Origin of the sequence: Streptomyces sclerotialus, from assembly GCF_040907265.1 — a bacterium.
GTDB classification, from domain to species: Bacteria; Actinomycetota; Actinomycetes; order Streptomycetales; family Streptomycetaceae; genus Streptomyces; species Streptomyces sclerotialus.
The window spans coordinates 8,040,823-8,055,513 of record NZ_JBFOHP010000002.1; the positions used below are offsets into that span (position 1 = coordinate 8,040,823).

Consider the following 14,691-nt stretch of genomic DNA (forward strand, 5'->3'; position numbering starts at 1 on the left):
ATGACCTCACCGGACTCGGTGTCCCAGCGCCTCGCCCGGCTGACCCCGCAGCAGCGCGCGGCACTCCGGCAGCGACTCGGCGGACGCGGCCAGGACCGGCCCGAGCCGGAACCGCCGCTCACCCGGCGCACCGGCGACCGCACCGTCTCCCGACTCGGCCTGGACCAGGAGCGCATCTGGATCCTGGACCAGCTCGACCCGGGCCGGCACACCTACAACATCAGCGCCGGCATGCGCTTCAAGGGCGCCTTCGACGAGGACGCGTTCCGGGCCGCTGCCGAGGCGGTCGTACGCCGGCACGACCTGCTGCGCTCCAGCGTCGAGGTGCACGACGGCACCCCCCTGCTGCGCGTCCACGAGGACGTCGGCTCGCCCGTCCGCACTTTCGACCTGCGCGCGGAGCCCGAGCGGCTGCACGAGACCATCCGTACGCTGGTGCGCCGGCCCTTCGATCTCGCGAGCGGCGGGCTGCTGCGCATCTTCGTCCTGCGGACCGCCGACGACGAGTACCAGATCGTGGAAACCATGCACCACTCGGCGACCGACCAGTGGTCCTACGTACGCCTCAACCGGGAACTACTGGAGCACTACCGGGCCGCACTCGAAGGACGGCCCGCCCGAGTGCCCGAACTCCCCGTACAGTTCGGGGACTTCGCCGAATGGCAGCGGGACCGTTTCACGGGACCCCACCGTGACCGCTGCCGGCGGTTCTGGCGGGACCACCTCGACGGCGCGCCCGAGCGGCTCCCGCTGCCCTACGACGCCTCCCCGGCGGGCGCGGGGCACGAGGGCAAGCACCACTACTTCCTGCTCGACCCGGACGTGAGCACGGCCTTCCTCGCCGCCTGCCGCAAGCAGCGGGTGACCCTGTCGGACGCCCTGCTGTCCGCGTACGTCGCGCTGCTGCACGAGGAGACCGGGCTGCACGACATCGTCGTCGGGCTGCCCAGCGCCACCCGCGGCAGACCCGAGACCAGTGACCTGATCGGCTTCCTGCTCACCAACGTGCCGGTCCGCGCCCGCCTGCCGCAGGAGCCGACGCCGGCGCAGGTCCTCGCGGCCGTGCGGGAGGCGTCGGCGGCCGTCGCCGACCACCGCGAGACGCCCTTCAGCGAGATCGTCGAGGCGGCCTCGCCGGAACGCAGCCTCGACCACTACCCGCTGCTGCAGACCATGCACCTCGTCCTCGACTTCGACGACACCGTCCTCGAAGCGCCGGGCGCCGAGGTGATCGGTACGGAGGTCGAGGACGGCGTCTCGCCGATGGACATCACCGTCGGCTGGTGGCGTGCTGGGGACCGGCTGTACGGGCGGCTGGAGTACCGGACCGAGCTGTTCACCGACGCCACCGTGGAGCGGCTCACCCGGCGCCTGCTCACGCTCGTCCAGCTCTTCACCGAGCGTCCCGACGAGCCGCTGCGCGTACGGGAGGCGCCCCGGCCCGCCGTCACCGCCACCGCCACCGCGCCCGCGGACCGCACCGCGGCGCTGCCTGAACCGCCGACAGAGGAGCTGCGTACCCTCACCGCCGTCTGGGCCGACGTACTCGGCACGGAAGTGGGCCCGGACGACAACTTCTTCCACAGCGGCGGCACGTCCCTGAAGGTGATCCAGCTGTCGCACGCGTTGCGCGCGGCCGGCTTCGACATCGGCCCCCGGCAGATCTTCCACGCCCCCACCATCCGCGGCCAGCTCGGCCTCGCCCGCCGGGACCCGGGCACGCCGGACGACGCGGCGCACGCCGTCGGCGCGGTCAGCCCCCAGCAGGAGGACCTGCTCGAAGGCGGGCTGCCGCGCACCGAACTGTGGTCGCACAGCCTGGTCCTCACCGCGGCCCGTGGCCTGGACCCGGAGTGGATGAAGATCGTGACCAAGCGGGTCGTCGCGGCCCATCCCGGGCTGTGCACCGTCTTCCACCGCCACGACGGCGGCTGGCGCGCTGCACCGGCGGACCGCTGGCTCTGGCGCGTCGAGGAACCGGACACCGCGCCCGCCGACGTGGCCGCCGCCCACCGCGAGGCGTTCGACCTGGGCGACGGGCCGCTCTTCGCCGTCTCCCTGATCCCCGGCCGGCCCGACCGGCTGGTCCTCACCGCCCACCACCTGGTCGTCGACGGTCTCTCCTGGCACGTACTGGCCACGGAACTCGCCCTGGCCTACCGCGGGGAGCGCCCGGTACCGGAGGAGCGGCACCCCTCCGCCGTCGCCGCCGCCCAGCGGGCCCGCGACGTACGCCAACAACTGCCCTACTGGCGCGAGCAGTTGCGTGACCTGAAGCCGCTGGGCTGCCGCACCGGCGGCCCCGATCTGATCGGCGCGGAGACCGCCCACCGGGTGCGGGTCCCGCTCCCGCCGCGCGACGCCGGGCCGGGCGGAGCGGACGGACCGGGCTGGTACACCGAGGCGCTGACCGCGGTCGGCCGTGCCGTACACCCCTGGTTCGGCGGTGCGGACGCCGTCGTCGACGTGATCGGCCCCGGCCGCGAACTGCCGCCCGTGGCCGGCTGGGACCCGCTGCGGTCCGTCGGCTTCTACGCCACCGTGCACCCGGTCCGGCTGCCCCTCGGCGGCGACGCCGCGAGCCACGTCCACGCGGTGGGCCGGGCGCTGGACGCCGTACCGGAAGGCGGCACGGGCTACTTGGCGCTGCGCTGGTCCGACGACCCGGAGGTACGCGCCGAGGTCGCCGCCCTGGGACGCCCTGAGGTGTCCTTCAACCACGTCGGCACGCTGCTCAGCGGCGCGGCGGACGGGGAGAACCGGGGGGACGGCGAAGCGCTGCTGGCCGTCGAGGAGCAGGTCGGTCCTTCGGGGAACGCGGACGCCCCGCGCTACCACGCGGTGTCCGTCGTCTGCGAGACGGACGCTCATGAAGCCGCGTTCACCTGGAAGTTCAGCCCCGACGCGGTCGACGCCGATGCGGTACGCGCCGCGGCGGCAGTGGCGGCGGAGGAATTCGGCCGGCTCGCGCGGCACCGCGGAAGCGCGCCGTCCACCACCGCCGGCATGCCGCTGGACGCGGTGAACCAGATGCTCGCCGATCTCACCCGCGGCCGGAAGGATGCACGTCCCGTATGAGCACGTCCCGCATGAGCACGGACACCGGACACCCCGTGACGGGCTCCAAGCGCCCGCTGACCGCGCTGGTGGCGGCGAACTACCTGTCCTGGATCGGCAACACCATGACCCTGGTCGCGGTGCCGCTCTACGTACTGGACATCTCCGGCAGCGCCACCCAGGCGGGCGCCGCCGGGTTCGCCAACGCCCTGCCGATGATCATCGCGGGGCTGGCCGGCGGGGTCGTCACCGACCGGGTCGGCCCCCGCCGCACCAGCGTGGCGGCCGACCTGGCCGCCGGTGTGTGCATGGCAGCGGTCCCGGCACTGCACGGCTCGGTCGGCCTCGCCCTGCCCGTCCTGATGGCCCTGCTGTTCCTGCGCACCCTCGCCGACGCCCCGGGTGCCGCGGCGCGGCTCGCCCTGCTGCCGCAGGTGACGAACGCCGCGGGGACCCGCCCCGAGACGGCCAACTCCCTCTTCCACTCCGCCCAGCGCGTCGCCTACGTCGTGGGCCCGCCGGCGGCCGCGCTGATGGCCGGGCTCACCGGCCCGGCCGCGGTGCTGTACGTGGACGCCGCGACGTTCCTGGTCTCGGCACTCCTCATCGTCGTGGCCGTACCCCGAGGGCGGGGGAAGCCGGCCGAAGGCGCGGAGCCGGCTCCGGAGGCCGGGGCGGAACCGGCTCCGCGTCCGGGCTTCCTGCGTGAGGTCACGGACGGCGGCCGCTTCATCCTGCGCACCCCCGTACTGGGCGCCATCATCAGCGTCGTCGTCGTCACCAACTTCCTCGACGACGCCCTGACCCCGGTCCTGCTGCCGGTCTACAGCCGTGAGGTGCTGCACGACGCGGACCTCGTCGGATGGCTGCTCGCGGCCAACGGCATCGGCGCGGTCGCCGGTTCCTTCGGCTACGCCCCGGCCAGCCGCCGGCTGCTCACCAACCGCTGGGCCACGTTCGTCGGCTGCTTCGGCCTGGTGTGCCTGGCCCGGCTGTGCATGATCGCGCAACCGGGGCTCTGGCTGATGCTGCTGGTGTCCTTCGCCATCGGCCTGGCCAGCGGCCCGATCAACCCCCTGGTCACCGGGGTCGTCACGGCGGTCACGCCGGAGTCGCTGCTCGGCCGGGTGTGGGGTGCCGTGATGGCCATGGCCTTCGCCGTCGCGCCGCTCGGCATCTTCCTCACCGGCTGGCTGGCGGACCACGCGGGCCTGACCGCCACCCTCACGATCTTCGGCGGGCTCTACTGCCTCCTGATCCTCTACGCCCTCACCAACCGCGCCCTGCGCGGCCTGGGCCGCACCACCGGCACCCAGGAACAACCGCTCACGCACTGACCCATCGGTGATGCGTCGTCAGCCGCCCGTCCTCGCCCAGCACATGGAAGGCGAGCGCGGGCGGCTGGTCCAGGTGGACGTGGTGCCCGGGGTGGTCCTGACGCTCCCACGGCAGCCGGATGCTGGAGGTCACCCCGGGTGCCACGAGCAGCGGCCGTCCGGCGAAGGTGGTCGCTGCCGGGGTGTGCGCGTGACCGCAGAGGAACGCCGTCAGTCCGGGGTGGCGTTCGGCTACCGCGGCCAGCCGCCCGGCCCCGAACTGCCGGATGCCGTCGACGTACGGGACGTGCAGCGGGACGGGCGGGTGGTGGAAGCCGACCAGTACGGGTACGCCGTCGGGTGCCCGGTCCAGGACGTCCTCCAGCCACGTCAGGGTCTCGTCCTCGAGGTATCCCTCGGCCTTGCCGGGGACCGATGAGTCGCACAGGGCGATCACGGCCCCGGGCAGCTGGCGCACCTCGTTGACCGGCCCCGCCGTCCCGGGGCGGCCGAGCAGGAACTGCCGGAACGCGGCGCGTTCGTCATGGTTCCCGGGACAGACCATGACCGGATGCCGGGAGACCAGCGCCTCGCGCGCCCGCTCGTACTCGTCCGGCAGCCCGTGATCGGCGATGTCCCCCGTCACCAGCACCGCGTCCAGGTCGTACGGCAGCTCTTCCAGGTACGCCATGACGGCACGGGTCCGCCGGACACTCCGCTCGTCGCCGTCCACGTGGATGTCGCTGAGGTGCGCGATCACTGTCATCGTTCCGGTCCTCCGCCATGGTCAGGGGGCTGTGGGACTTACGCGCGTGAATCTAGACGCGGCCCGGACCACACGGAAGACCGGGTGGCGGGTGCCGGAGTCAGCCCAGTGCGAGCAGGGCGACGGCGGCGCCGGCCGCGGTGACGCCCGTCAGCTGGGCACGGGTCAGCCGTTCGCGCAGGACGGTGACGCCGAGCAGCACGGGGATCGCGGGGTAGAGCGAGGAGAGGACGACGGCGATGCTGACGAGCTGCTCGCGCAGGGCCAGCAGGTAGAAGACCAGCGCGGCGCTCGCGGTCATGCCGGTGGCGGCGGCTCCGGCAGCACGGCGGACGGTCGTACGCAGCCGTGCGGGTGCGGCCGCGGCCAGCGGCGCGATGGTGACGACGGCAGCGGCGCGCCCCGCCACCACGGGCCAGAGCCCGCTGCCGTCGCCCGCCTGCGCCAGCGCGAGGTACTGCAACGCGATACCGCAGCCGGCGGCCAGCCCCGCGGCGGACGCGGCGGGTGCGACCGGCCCGTCCCCGGGGCGGGCACGGCCCACCAGCCACAGTGCGGGCAGGGCGACGGCTGTCCCGAGCCAGGAGACGGCGGAGGGACGGTCGTTCAGGACGGCCACGCCCACGAGGACCGGCAGGGCCACCCCGCCGACCGCGCTGACCGGCACCACGACGCTCATCGCCCCGCGGGCCAGTCCGCGGTAGAGGAAGAGCATGCCCAGGCCGGTCCCGACGCCGGACAGCGCACCCCACGCCAGATCGGCCGGGTGCGGGGAAGTGGCCGGTACCAGCGCCGCGGCGACCGCGCTGAGCAGCAGGCCGCCGGCCTGGCCGACGAGGGCGACCGTGACGAAGTGCGTGCGCCGGGAGAGCAGGCCGCCGGTGAAGTCGGCGATGCCGTAACACACCGCCGAGGCGAGTGCGAGGAGGGCGCCCATCGCTGCTCACCCGCCCTCGCGCGCGTCCCGTTCCGCCTGTCCGACGGGGCAGACGGCCCCCTTCACGCAGCTCGCGCGGTCACACAGGCGGCACAGCCGGTCCGCGTCGCCGGACTCCTGGTACAGGCGGGTGAGGAGCTTGCCGAGCAGCTGGGCCAGCGCCGCCTGCTCGTCCTCGTCCAGGGCGGCGACGACACCGGCGAGCGGGGCGCCGCGCGCGTCCAGCAGCTGCCGCGCGACCCGCCGCCCGCCGGCGGTGAGCGTCACCGTCACCACGCGTCCGGCACCGGGCCGCCGCTCGACGAGCCGGTCCGCTTCGAGCGAGTCGACCATGCGCGCGGCGGCGGACTGGGTCAGTCCCACCCGCCGGCCGAGTTCGGTGACGCCGAGCCCCGGCGCCGTCTTCAGCACGATCAGAGCGGCGGCGGCACTGCTGCTCATGCCGGCACCGCGTGTCGCACCCGTCAGCGCCCGGTCGGTGACGGCGAGCGCCACTGCCCCCAGGAGATTGGCCGTACGCGCTGCATCATGCATGACTCATGCATAACACACGGGGCACCTTTCCGCAGGACTCGCAGGCCGGAGCGGGTACAGGAAGGGTGCCCGCATTCCCGGCCCGAGCCGGACCGGCGCCCGCCGAACCGGCCCGCGGCGCAGGGCGGCGACCGCTCGTGCGGTCAACGGCGGTTGCTCATGCGCCGGTTGGGGACACACACGGCGCGATTGCTTCTACCGTTTCCCGCAGTGACAACGACGTGGTGGGAGGGGATTGCCATGGTGGAGCCGCGCACCGAGCACGACTACGTGGTCGTCGGGGCCGGATCGGCAGGAAGTGTCATCGTCCGGCGCCTGCTGGACGCGGGCCGCTCGGTCCACGTCCTGGAGGCCGGGCCGGTCGACGACGACGAGCGCGTGCACAGCCCGCAGGGCTGGCCGCTGCTGCTGCAGTCACCGCTGGACTGGGCGGCGATGACCGTACCGCAGCGGCACGCGAACAACCGGTCGCTGTTCTGGCCGCGCGGCAAGGTACTGGGCGGATCGAGCTCGCTCAACGGCATGATCTACATCCGCGGTCACCGCAGCGACTACGACGCATGGGCCTACGAGGGGTGCACCGGCTGGGACTGGGACAGCGTGCTGCCCCTGTTCAAGCGTTCCGAGGACCACGTCGACGGCGAGAGCGAGTGGCACGGCAAGGGCGGCCCGCTGCCCGTCAGCAGGATCACCGAGCCGCACCCGACCGCGACCGCCTTCGTGGAGGCGGCCACCGCCCTCGGGCACGAGCGGACGGACGACTTCAACGGCGACAAGATGACCGGCGTCGGCTTCAACCACGCGACCGTCCGTGACGGCCGCCGCATGAGCGCCTGGCAGAGCTTCGTCGTACCGGTCAGGGACCACCCGTCGCTGACCGTGACCACCGGCGCCCGTGTGCACCGGGTCCTGCTCGACGGCGGCCGGGCGGTCGGCGTGGAGTACGCGGCGGAGGGCCGCCTGCACCGCGCCCACGCCGCCGCCGAGGTCGTGCTCAGCGGTGGCGTCATCGGTTCGGCGCAGATCCTGCTGCTGTCCGGCATAGGCCCCGCCGGACACCTGCGGGAGGTCGGCGTCGACGTCGCCGTCGACCTGCCGGGCGTCGGCGAGAACCTGCACGACCACCTGCTCGTCAGCAACGTCTACGAGGCGTCCCGCCCGCTGCCGCCCGGAAAGGGCAACCTGCTGGAGAGCCAGCTGTTCACCTCGACCGACCCGCGCCGCCCTGGCCCCGACCTGCAACCGCTGTTCCTGCACCTGGTCTACCCCGCCGAGTCGTACCCCGTGCCGGAGCACGGCTACACCATCGCCCCGGGCATCGTCAGGCCGCTGTCCCGCGGCACGCTCCGGCTCGCCTCGGCCGACCCGGAGGCGGCGCCGCTGCTGGACCCGAACGTACTCGCCGCCCGGTACGACCTCGAAGCGCTGGTCGACGCCGTGGAGCTGTGCCGCGAGATCGGCGGCCAGCACGCCTTCGACGCCTGGCGCAAGGCGGAGGTGGCCCCGGGCCCCGAGGCCCGCACACGGGAGGACCTGCGGGAGTACGTGCGGCGCGCGGTCGGCACGTACCACCATCAGGTCGGCACCTGCCGGATGGGCCAGGACACCCTCGCCGTCGTGGACCCCGAGCTGCGCGTCCACGGCGTGCGGGGACTGCGCGTGGCGGACGCCTCGATCATGCCGTCCGTTCCCTCGGGCAATACCAACGCCCCGTCGATCATGGTCGGCGAGAAGGCTTCCGACCTGCTCATCGCCGCGTCCTGACCAGGGTTCGCGGCGTGCCTGCGCGCTCGGGACCGCGGTGCGCGGCCCCGAGCGCGCAGGTCAGGTCACGTCACGGGGGTCAGCCCACGAGGGCCTGCGTGACGTCGTCGAGTACCGTCCGTGCGGCGATCGGTCCGCGGAGCTGTGCCACGCCGAGCCTTCGCTCACGACGGTGTGCTGCCACGAGGCGTGCTTCGTCTTCACCGCGTCCAGTGCCGTGAAGTCCGGCAGCTTACGGGCCTCGTCGTACGCTGCGCATCAGCCGGCACGGACCAGTGTGTCGGCACTCCGCTCGTGCGCGGTGCCGATCTCGTCGAGTTCGCGGTCGCGGCGGTCGGGGGCGAAGGCGATCGCCGCCATCGCGATCAGCGTGGTCACGATCGCGAAGGCGATCACCATCCACAGGCTGCCGTCGGCCCACAGGACCATCGCGCCGGCCAGCGCCGGAGTGAAGCCGGCAAGCAGGACCGACGCCATCTGGTACCCGATCGAGATGCCCGAGAACCGCACGGCGGTGGGGAACATCTCGCAGTACAGGGCGGGCAGCGGGGCGTAGACCATGGCGTGCCCGAGGGCCAGGAACAGCACCACCCCGGCCACGATCGCCCACAGCTGACCGGTGTGCACCAGCGCGAAGACCGGCCAGGTGGTGACCACGATCAGCGCACCGCCGGCGAGGAAGGTCCGTACCCGTCCGATGCGGTCGGACAGCGCTCCGAACACCGGGATCATCGCGATGTTCACCGCCGCGCCGACCATCGACGCCGTCAGGCCGTAACTCTTCGGCGCGCCGAGCGTGGTGGTGACGTAGGACAGGATGAAGGTGGTGAACAGGTAGTAGTTCCCGGCCTCGGCGAACCGGCCGAAGATGGTGATCAGCAGGGGCTTGCGGTGGTCGCGGAACAGGATCGCCGCGGGTGCCTTACGGCGTTCCAGCTCGGCTTCCCTCTTGGCCTTCTCGGCGAGGAAGGCCGGACTCTCGGAGGCACGCAGCCGGATGAAGAACCCGACGGACGCGAGCAGGAAGCTGAGCAGGAACGGCACCCGCCAGCCCCACTCCTCGAACGCGTCGCCGGAGATCCACGACGCGAAGGACACCGCGGCCGTGCCCAGGAGGAGGCCCGCCGACACCCCGATCTGCGGCCAGGAACCGAAGTACCCGCGCCGGGCCCGTGGTGCGTTCTCCACGGCGACGACGGCCGCCCCGCCCCACTCGCCGCCGACCGCGAAGCCCTGTGCCAGCCGCAGCGCGCACAGCAGCAGCGGTGCCGTCACGCCGATGTGCTGATAGGTCGGCATGACACCGATCGCCGTGGTCGCCACCGTCATGATCGAGAACGTCAGGATCAGTGTGGACTTGCGTCCGATCCGGTCCCCGAGATGCCCGGCGACGAACGCGCCGGCCGGGCGGGCCAGGAAGCCCACGCCGAACGAGGCGAGCGAGACGATCTGCCCGATGCCGGGCGGCAGGTTCGGGAAGAACAGCTGCCCGAACACGAGCGCGGCGGTGACTCCGTAGACCGTGTACTCGTACCACTCGACGATCGCGCCGATGGTGCCGGACTGCAGTGAGCGACGGCGGACCTGCTCCGGCGTCAGGTGGGCGGCGGTGGCCATGGGATCTCCGTTGATCGGGGGAGTGGGGCGAGGCGGCGGCGTCAGGCGCGGACGGCCTGGAAGTGGCCGGTCCAGTCCAGCGGGACACCGGCGTACTTGGCGGCCCGGACATCGCCGGAGCGGGCATGGCCTTCGAACAGCTCGACGCGGGCCGCCCGTCCGCACAGCACCCCGAGGTCGGCCGACGCCTGCGGGTCGCGCACCTCCTGGTAGGTGACGGTGCGCAGGTACATGCCCACCCACAGCCCGCCGGTGTAACGGGCGGCGCCGCGCGTCGGCAGCACGTGGTTGGTGCCGATCACCTTGTCACCGTAGGAGACGCAGGTGCCCTCGCCGAGGAACAGCGCTCCGTAGGCGTGCATCTTGTCCAGCGCCTCGCGCGGGTTCTCGGTGAGGATCTGCACGTGCTCGTAGGCGAAGCCGTCGGCGACCCGGTACGCCTCGTCGAGGTCGTCGGCCAGGATGATCTGGCCGTGGTCCCGCCAGGCCGGGCCGGCGATGTCGCCGGTCGGCATGCCGGGCAGGATCTCCTCGATGTGCCGCGCCGTCTCGGTGGCCACGCGCTCGCTGGTGGTCACCAGTACGGCGGGGGAGTCGGGACCGTGCTCGGCCTGCGAGAGCAGGTCGACGGCGACGACGAACGGGTCGGCGGAGTCGTCGGCCACGACCAGGATCTCCGTGGGACCGGCGAACAGGTCGATGCCGACCTCACCGAACAGCTGGCGCTTGGCCTCCGCCACGTAGGCGTTGCCCGGCCCCGCCAGCATGTCGACGGGCGCCACCGTCTCGGTCCCGACGCTCATCGCGGCGATCGCCTGGACACCGCCGAGGATGTAGATCTCGTCCGCGCCGGCCAGGTGCATCGCGGCGACGGTGGCGGCGGGGATCTCGCCGCGGATCGGCGGGGTGCAGGCGACGACGCGGGGCACGCCGGCGGCCTTGGCGGTCACGATCGTCATGTGCGCGGAGGCGGTGAGGGGGTACCGGCCGCCGGGGATGTACGCGCCGACGGACTGGACCGGCACGTGCCGGTGGCCGAGGAACACGCCGGGGGAGGTCTCGACCTCGATCTCCGACATCGACTCCCGCTGCGCCTCGGCGAAGCCGCGGACGTTGGCCTGGACGGTCTTGATGTCCTCGATGACCTGCGGGTCGAGCGTGCCGATGAGCTCGGCGATCTGCGCGTCGCCGAGCCGGAAGGACTCCGGCTCCCAGCGGTCGAAGCGCGCCGACAGCTCGCGCACTGCTGCGTCGCCGCGCCGCCGGACGTCGGCGATCAGCTCGCGGACGGTCCGCCCGACGGTGTCGTCACCCGAGGGCGCGGTGGACGGGGTGGTGGCGGCCTTGATGGTGCGGGACACGCCCAGCTCCTTTGCTCGCTTGCTCGCGTTGGATACGTATCCAATGGATGCGTATCCAAAGAATGCGAGACGGACCGCTGAGCGGTCAAGGGGTGGGTGTCCGGCTCTTCGGACCAGGGCCGTTTCCGGCTCTTCGGGCCGGGGAGGCGGGCTGCGGGCCTCGGGAATCAGGCCCGGGCGGTGGTGGAACGCCCGACGAACTCCACCGGCAGGATCTCGTGGCGGGGCGCCGCGTCCGGGTCGGCCAGCCGTTCCAGCAGCAGTTCCACGCCGACCTGCGCGATGCGCTCCAGCGGCTGGCGCACCGTCGTCAGGTCGATGCGTTCCCACGCCGACAGCGGCACGTCGTCACAGCCCACCACGCTCAGCTCGCGCGGCACCGCCACGCCCGCCGCCGCCGCAGCGTTGAGCGCCGCGTACGCCATGACGTCGTTCTGGCAGAACAGTGCGGTGGGCGGTTCGGCGCGGGAGAGCAGTGCACGCACCGCGTCGTAGGCGGTGTCGTAGTCGTACGCCCCGTCCGTCTCGGTCAGGGTCACGTCCTCGCCGGCCCGCACCCGTTCCCGGAAGCCGTGGCCGCGTTGCTCCGCCGTACTCGCCCCCGACAGGCCGCACACCATCGCGATGCGGCGGTGTCCCAGGTCCAGCAGGTGCTGGGCCGCCAGCCGGCCGGCCGTGACGTTGTCGGCCTCCACCTGGTCGGCCTGGAAACCTTCGAGGGTGCGGTGGCACAGTACGAGGGGAATCCCGTGTCCCCGGATGCGGTGCGCCAGCGGGTCGTCCCGCACGGCCGAGGTGAACACCACGCCGTCCACGCCCTCGCGCCGCAGCAGCGCCAGGCCCTCCTCGGCGGTCATCACGTCCGTCACCAGCGACAGGCGCAGGCCCTGCCCGTGCAGTACCCGCTCCATCGCCTTGACCATCACCGGGTAGAACGGGTTCGTCAGATCCCGGATGACCACTCCGATGAGCCCCGAGCGGGCGCCCACCAGGCTGCGCGCCGCCTGGCTGGGCTGGAAGTCGTACTTGGCCACCACTTCGAGCACCCGCCGCCGGGTCTCGGGGGCCACGCTCCCGCCGTTGAGGACGCGGGACACGGTCGACTGGGCCACACCCGCCTCACGGGCGATCTGCACGCTCGTGACGGTCGGTCGCCGTGCCATGGGTCCCTTCACCTCCGGGTGGTGTCGGAGCAAGGATACCGACCACTCCGGAGGCGCTCGGGCCAGTGGTCACCTGAACTCGACGGTGACCCGTCCGACCCCCTGCCCGGGGAGGTTGCTCGGGCAGTCGGCCTGGGTCTGCGCCCGCTCGCCGGGCACGAGGGTCACCCAGCTCGAGTACTGGTCCACGGCCAGGCCGCATACGACGTGGACGCGGAAATCGCCCGGCGCGGTACCGGTGTTGGTGCACCGGCCCGCGCCGCGGGTGCCGTTGAGCTGCGTCTCGGTCATGCAGTCGAAGCGCGGTGCCGCCTGGGCGGGGGCGGCGGCAGCGGCCGTGACGAGTGTGGTCGCGCCGGTCAGGAAACCGGCGACCAGCAGACTGTGGAGGCGCTTACGCGTGCTCACGATTCTCCCCGTTTCTTTGAGTGGGCATGACAGCTGAGAGTGCGCATGCCGGCTGAGGGTGTGCATGACAGCCGAGGTGCTGCGTCCTCAGTATCGGCAGGCGCCGCAACCCGCGGCCAGAGTTCATTGATTCGTATGGCCATGGCATTCATAAGGGGCCGCTTATCGTCCGGGGCGCGCCGCCTCGCGGGCGCCGCCGTGTCACACCCTTGACACGCTCATGACCGACGCTTGTATGGTCTAGTCCAAAGAACTCGCCGTTCCGAAAGGGGAGTTGCTCCCGTTCCTGGGAGCGCTCCTGACCTGCGTGGACGGTGAGAGCGCGTTACCTTCGCGCCTCTTGGCCCCACCCAACGAGAGGCCGGCCCGTCGCATGCGGTCTCCCCACACGGCCGTGCGTGTCCGGGAAGGCCTGATGTGAAGGAGTTCCGCATGCACGCCACCAGGAAGACGGCTGCCTTCATCGGTGCCGCCCTCGCCCCCGTCCTCGCCGTGAGCCTCCCCGCCGGATCGGCGAGTGCCCACGGCTACATCTCCGACCCGCCCAGCCGTCAGGCGCAGTGTGCCGCGGGCACGGTGTCCTGCGGGGACATCACGTACGAGCCGCAGAGCGTCGAGGGCCCCAAGGGCCTGACCAGCTGCAGCGGCGGCAACAGCCGGTTCGCCGAGCTGGACGACGACAGCAAGGGCTGGACCGTCACGCCTGTGCCGAAGAACACGACGTTCTCGTGGAAGCTCACCGCGCGCCACTCGACCAGCACCTGGGAGTACTACGTCGGCGGCCGGCGGATCGCCCTGTTCGACGACGGCGGCGCCAAGCCGGGCGAGGTCGTGAACCACCAGGTCGACTTCGGCGGCCTCAGCGGCAAGCAGAAGGTGCTGGCCGTCTGGAACGTGGCCGACACCGACAACGCCTTCTACGCCTGCATCGACGTCAACGTCGGCGGCTGACAGGCGCTGTGCGCCGCCACCCCCACCTCACCCCCGCAGGAGTCACACCGTGCATCGCCGCATACTCGGACTGCTGACCGCCACCAGCGCGGCCGCCGCTCTCTGCACCCTGACACTCGCCCCGACGGCCTCCGCCCAGAAGGCCGACAAGACCGACAAGGCCGTCGCTGCCGCGGAATTCGTGGTCAGCGAGGCCCAGTTCAACCAGATGTTCCCGAACCGGAACCCCTTCTACACGTACAGCGGCCTCACCGCCGCGCTCAGCGCGTACCCCGGCTTCAGCAACACCGGCAGCGACACGGTGAAGAAGCAGGAGGCCGCCGCCTTCCTCGCCAACGTCAGTCACGAGACCGGCGGGCTGGTCCACATCGTCGAGCAGAACGAGGCCAATTACCCGCACTACTGCGACACCACGCAGCCCTACGGCTGCCCGGCCGGCAACGACAAGTACTACGGCCGCGGTCCCATCCAGCTCAGCTGGAACTTCAACTACAAGACGGCGGGCGACGCCCTCGGCATCGACCTGCTCAACAACCCCGACCTGGTGCAGAACGACGCGGCCGTCGCCTGGAAGACCGGCCTGTGGTACTGGAACACCCAGAAGGGGCCCGGCACCATGACGCCGCACGACGCCATCGTCAACGGCGCCGGATTCGGCGAGACCATCCGCGCCATCAACGGCAGCCTGGAGTGCAACGGCGGGAACCCGGGGCAGGTCCAGAGCCGGATCGACAACTACCGGCGCTTCACCCAGGCCCTGGGTGTCGAACCAGGCGGCAACCTCAGCTGCTGATCCCGCACTACGCCCGTCCCGCCG

The 14,691-nt window shown here is 72.3% G+C and carries 12 protein-coding genes; 5 read left to right on the forward strand and 7 right to left on the reverse strand.

Annotation, left to right across the window (positions count from 1 at the left end; genetic code table 11):
• Both AAC944_RS35425 and AAC944_RS35430 read left to right on the forward strand, forming a co-directional pair.
• Positions 1-3,078: a condensation domain-containing protein gene (locus AAC944_RS35425; protein WP_030613958.1), complete on the forward strand. Its 3,078-nt coding sequence runs from the start codon at positions 1-3 to the stop codon at positions 3,076-3,078.
• Positions 3,075-4,394: an MFS transporter gene (locus tag AAC944_RS35430; RefSeq protein ID WP_051871708.1), complete on the forward strand. Its 1,320-nt coding sequence runs from the start codon at positions 3,075-3,077 to the stop codon at positions 4,392-4,394. Before AAC944_RS35425 ends, AAC944_RS35430 begins: the two co-directional genes overlap by 4 nt.
• Here AAC944_RS35430 and AAC944_RS35435 read toward each other — a convergent pair.
• The 3 genes from AAC944_RS35435 to AAC944_RS35445 form a co-directional block, all read right to left on the reverse strand.
• Entirely contained in the window at positions 4,384-5,139 is a 756-nt protein-coding gene (locus AAC944_RS35435) for a metallophosphoesterase (protein WP_030613964.1), read from the reverse strand. The genes AAC944_RS35430 and AAC944_RS35435 overlap by 11 nt on opposite strands.
• Positions 5,140-5,239: 100 nt before the next feature.
• A complete protein-coding gene (locus AAC944_RS35440; protein WP_030613967.1) occupies positions 5,240-6,076 on the reverse strand; it encodes an EamA family transporter in 837 nt (278 codons plus the stop codon).
• A 6-nt stretch (positions 6,077-6,082) separates the two neighbouring features.
• Positions 6,083-6,610 (reverse strand): MarR family winged helix-turn-helix transcriptional regulator, encoded by a 528-nt coding sequence (locus AAC944_RS35445; RefSeq protein WP_030613970.1) that lies wholly within the window; start codon positions 6,608-6,610, stop codon positions 6,083-6,085.
• Positions 6,611-6,850: 240 nt separating this feature from the next.
• On the opposite strand from AAC944_RS35445, the gene AAC944_RS35450 reads away from it, so the two are divergent.
• A complete protein-coding gene (locus AAC944_RS35450) occupies positions 6,851-8,374 on the forward strand; it encodes a GMC family oxidoreductase (RefSeq protein WP_030613972.1) in 1,524 nt (507 codons plus the stop codon).
• Positions 8,375-8,632: 258 nt separating this feature from the next.
• Here the strand turns inward: AAC944_RS35450 and AAC944_RS35455 are convergent, their stop codons facing one another.
• The 4 genes from AAC944_RS35455 to AAC944_RS35470 form a co-directional block, all read right to left on the reverse strand.
• Positions 8,633-9,991 (reverse strand): MFS transporter, encoded by a 1,359-nt coding sequence (locus AAC944_RS35455; RefSeq protein ID WP_051871709.1) that lies wholly within the window; start codon positions 9,989-9,991, stop codon positions 8,633-8,635.
• A 41-nt stretch (positions 9,992-10,032) separates the two neighbouring features.
• A complete protein-coding gene (gene hisD / locus AAC944_RS35460) occupies positions 10,033-11,352 on the reverse strand; it encodes a histidinol dehydrogenase (protein WP_030613977.1) in 1,320 nt (439 codons plus the stop codon).
• Positions 11,353-11,519: 167 nt separating this feature from the next.
• A complete protein-coding gene (locus AAC944_RS35465; RefSeq protein WP_030613981.1) occupies positions 11,520-12,515 on the reverse strand; it encodes a LacI family DNA-binding transcriptional regulator in 996 nt (331 codons plus the stop codon).
• Positions 12,516-12,584: 69 nt separating this feature from the next.
• Positions 12,585-12,923, reverse strand: a complete 339-nt coding sequence (locus AAC944_RS35470) for a hypothetical protein (protein WP_051871710.1) — start codon at positions 12,921-12,923, stop codon at positions 12,585-12,587.
• Positions 12,924-13,355: 432 nt separating this feature from the next.
• Here AAC944_RS35470 and AAC944_RS35475 point away from each other — a divergent pair, with 432 nt between their 5' ends.
• Positions 13,356-13,874 carry a lytic polysaccharide monooxygenase auxiliary activity family 9 protein gene (locus AAC944_RS35475; RefSeq protein WP_030613989.1) on the forward strand — a complete coding sequence of 173 codons (519 nt, stop codon included), beginning with the start codon at positions 13,356-13,358 and terminating at the stop codon, positions 13,872-13,874.
• A gap of 49 nt (positions 13,875-13,923) precedes the next feature.
• Positions 13,924-14,667, forward strand: a complete 744-nt coding sequence (locus AAC944_RS35480) for a chitinase (RefSeq protein ID WP_030613992.1) — start codon at positions 13,924-13,926, stop codon at positions 14,665-14,667.
• Positions 14,668-14,691 lie beyond the last annotated feature (24 nt).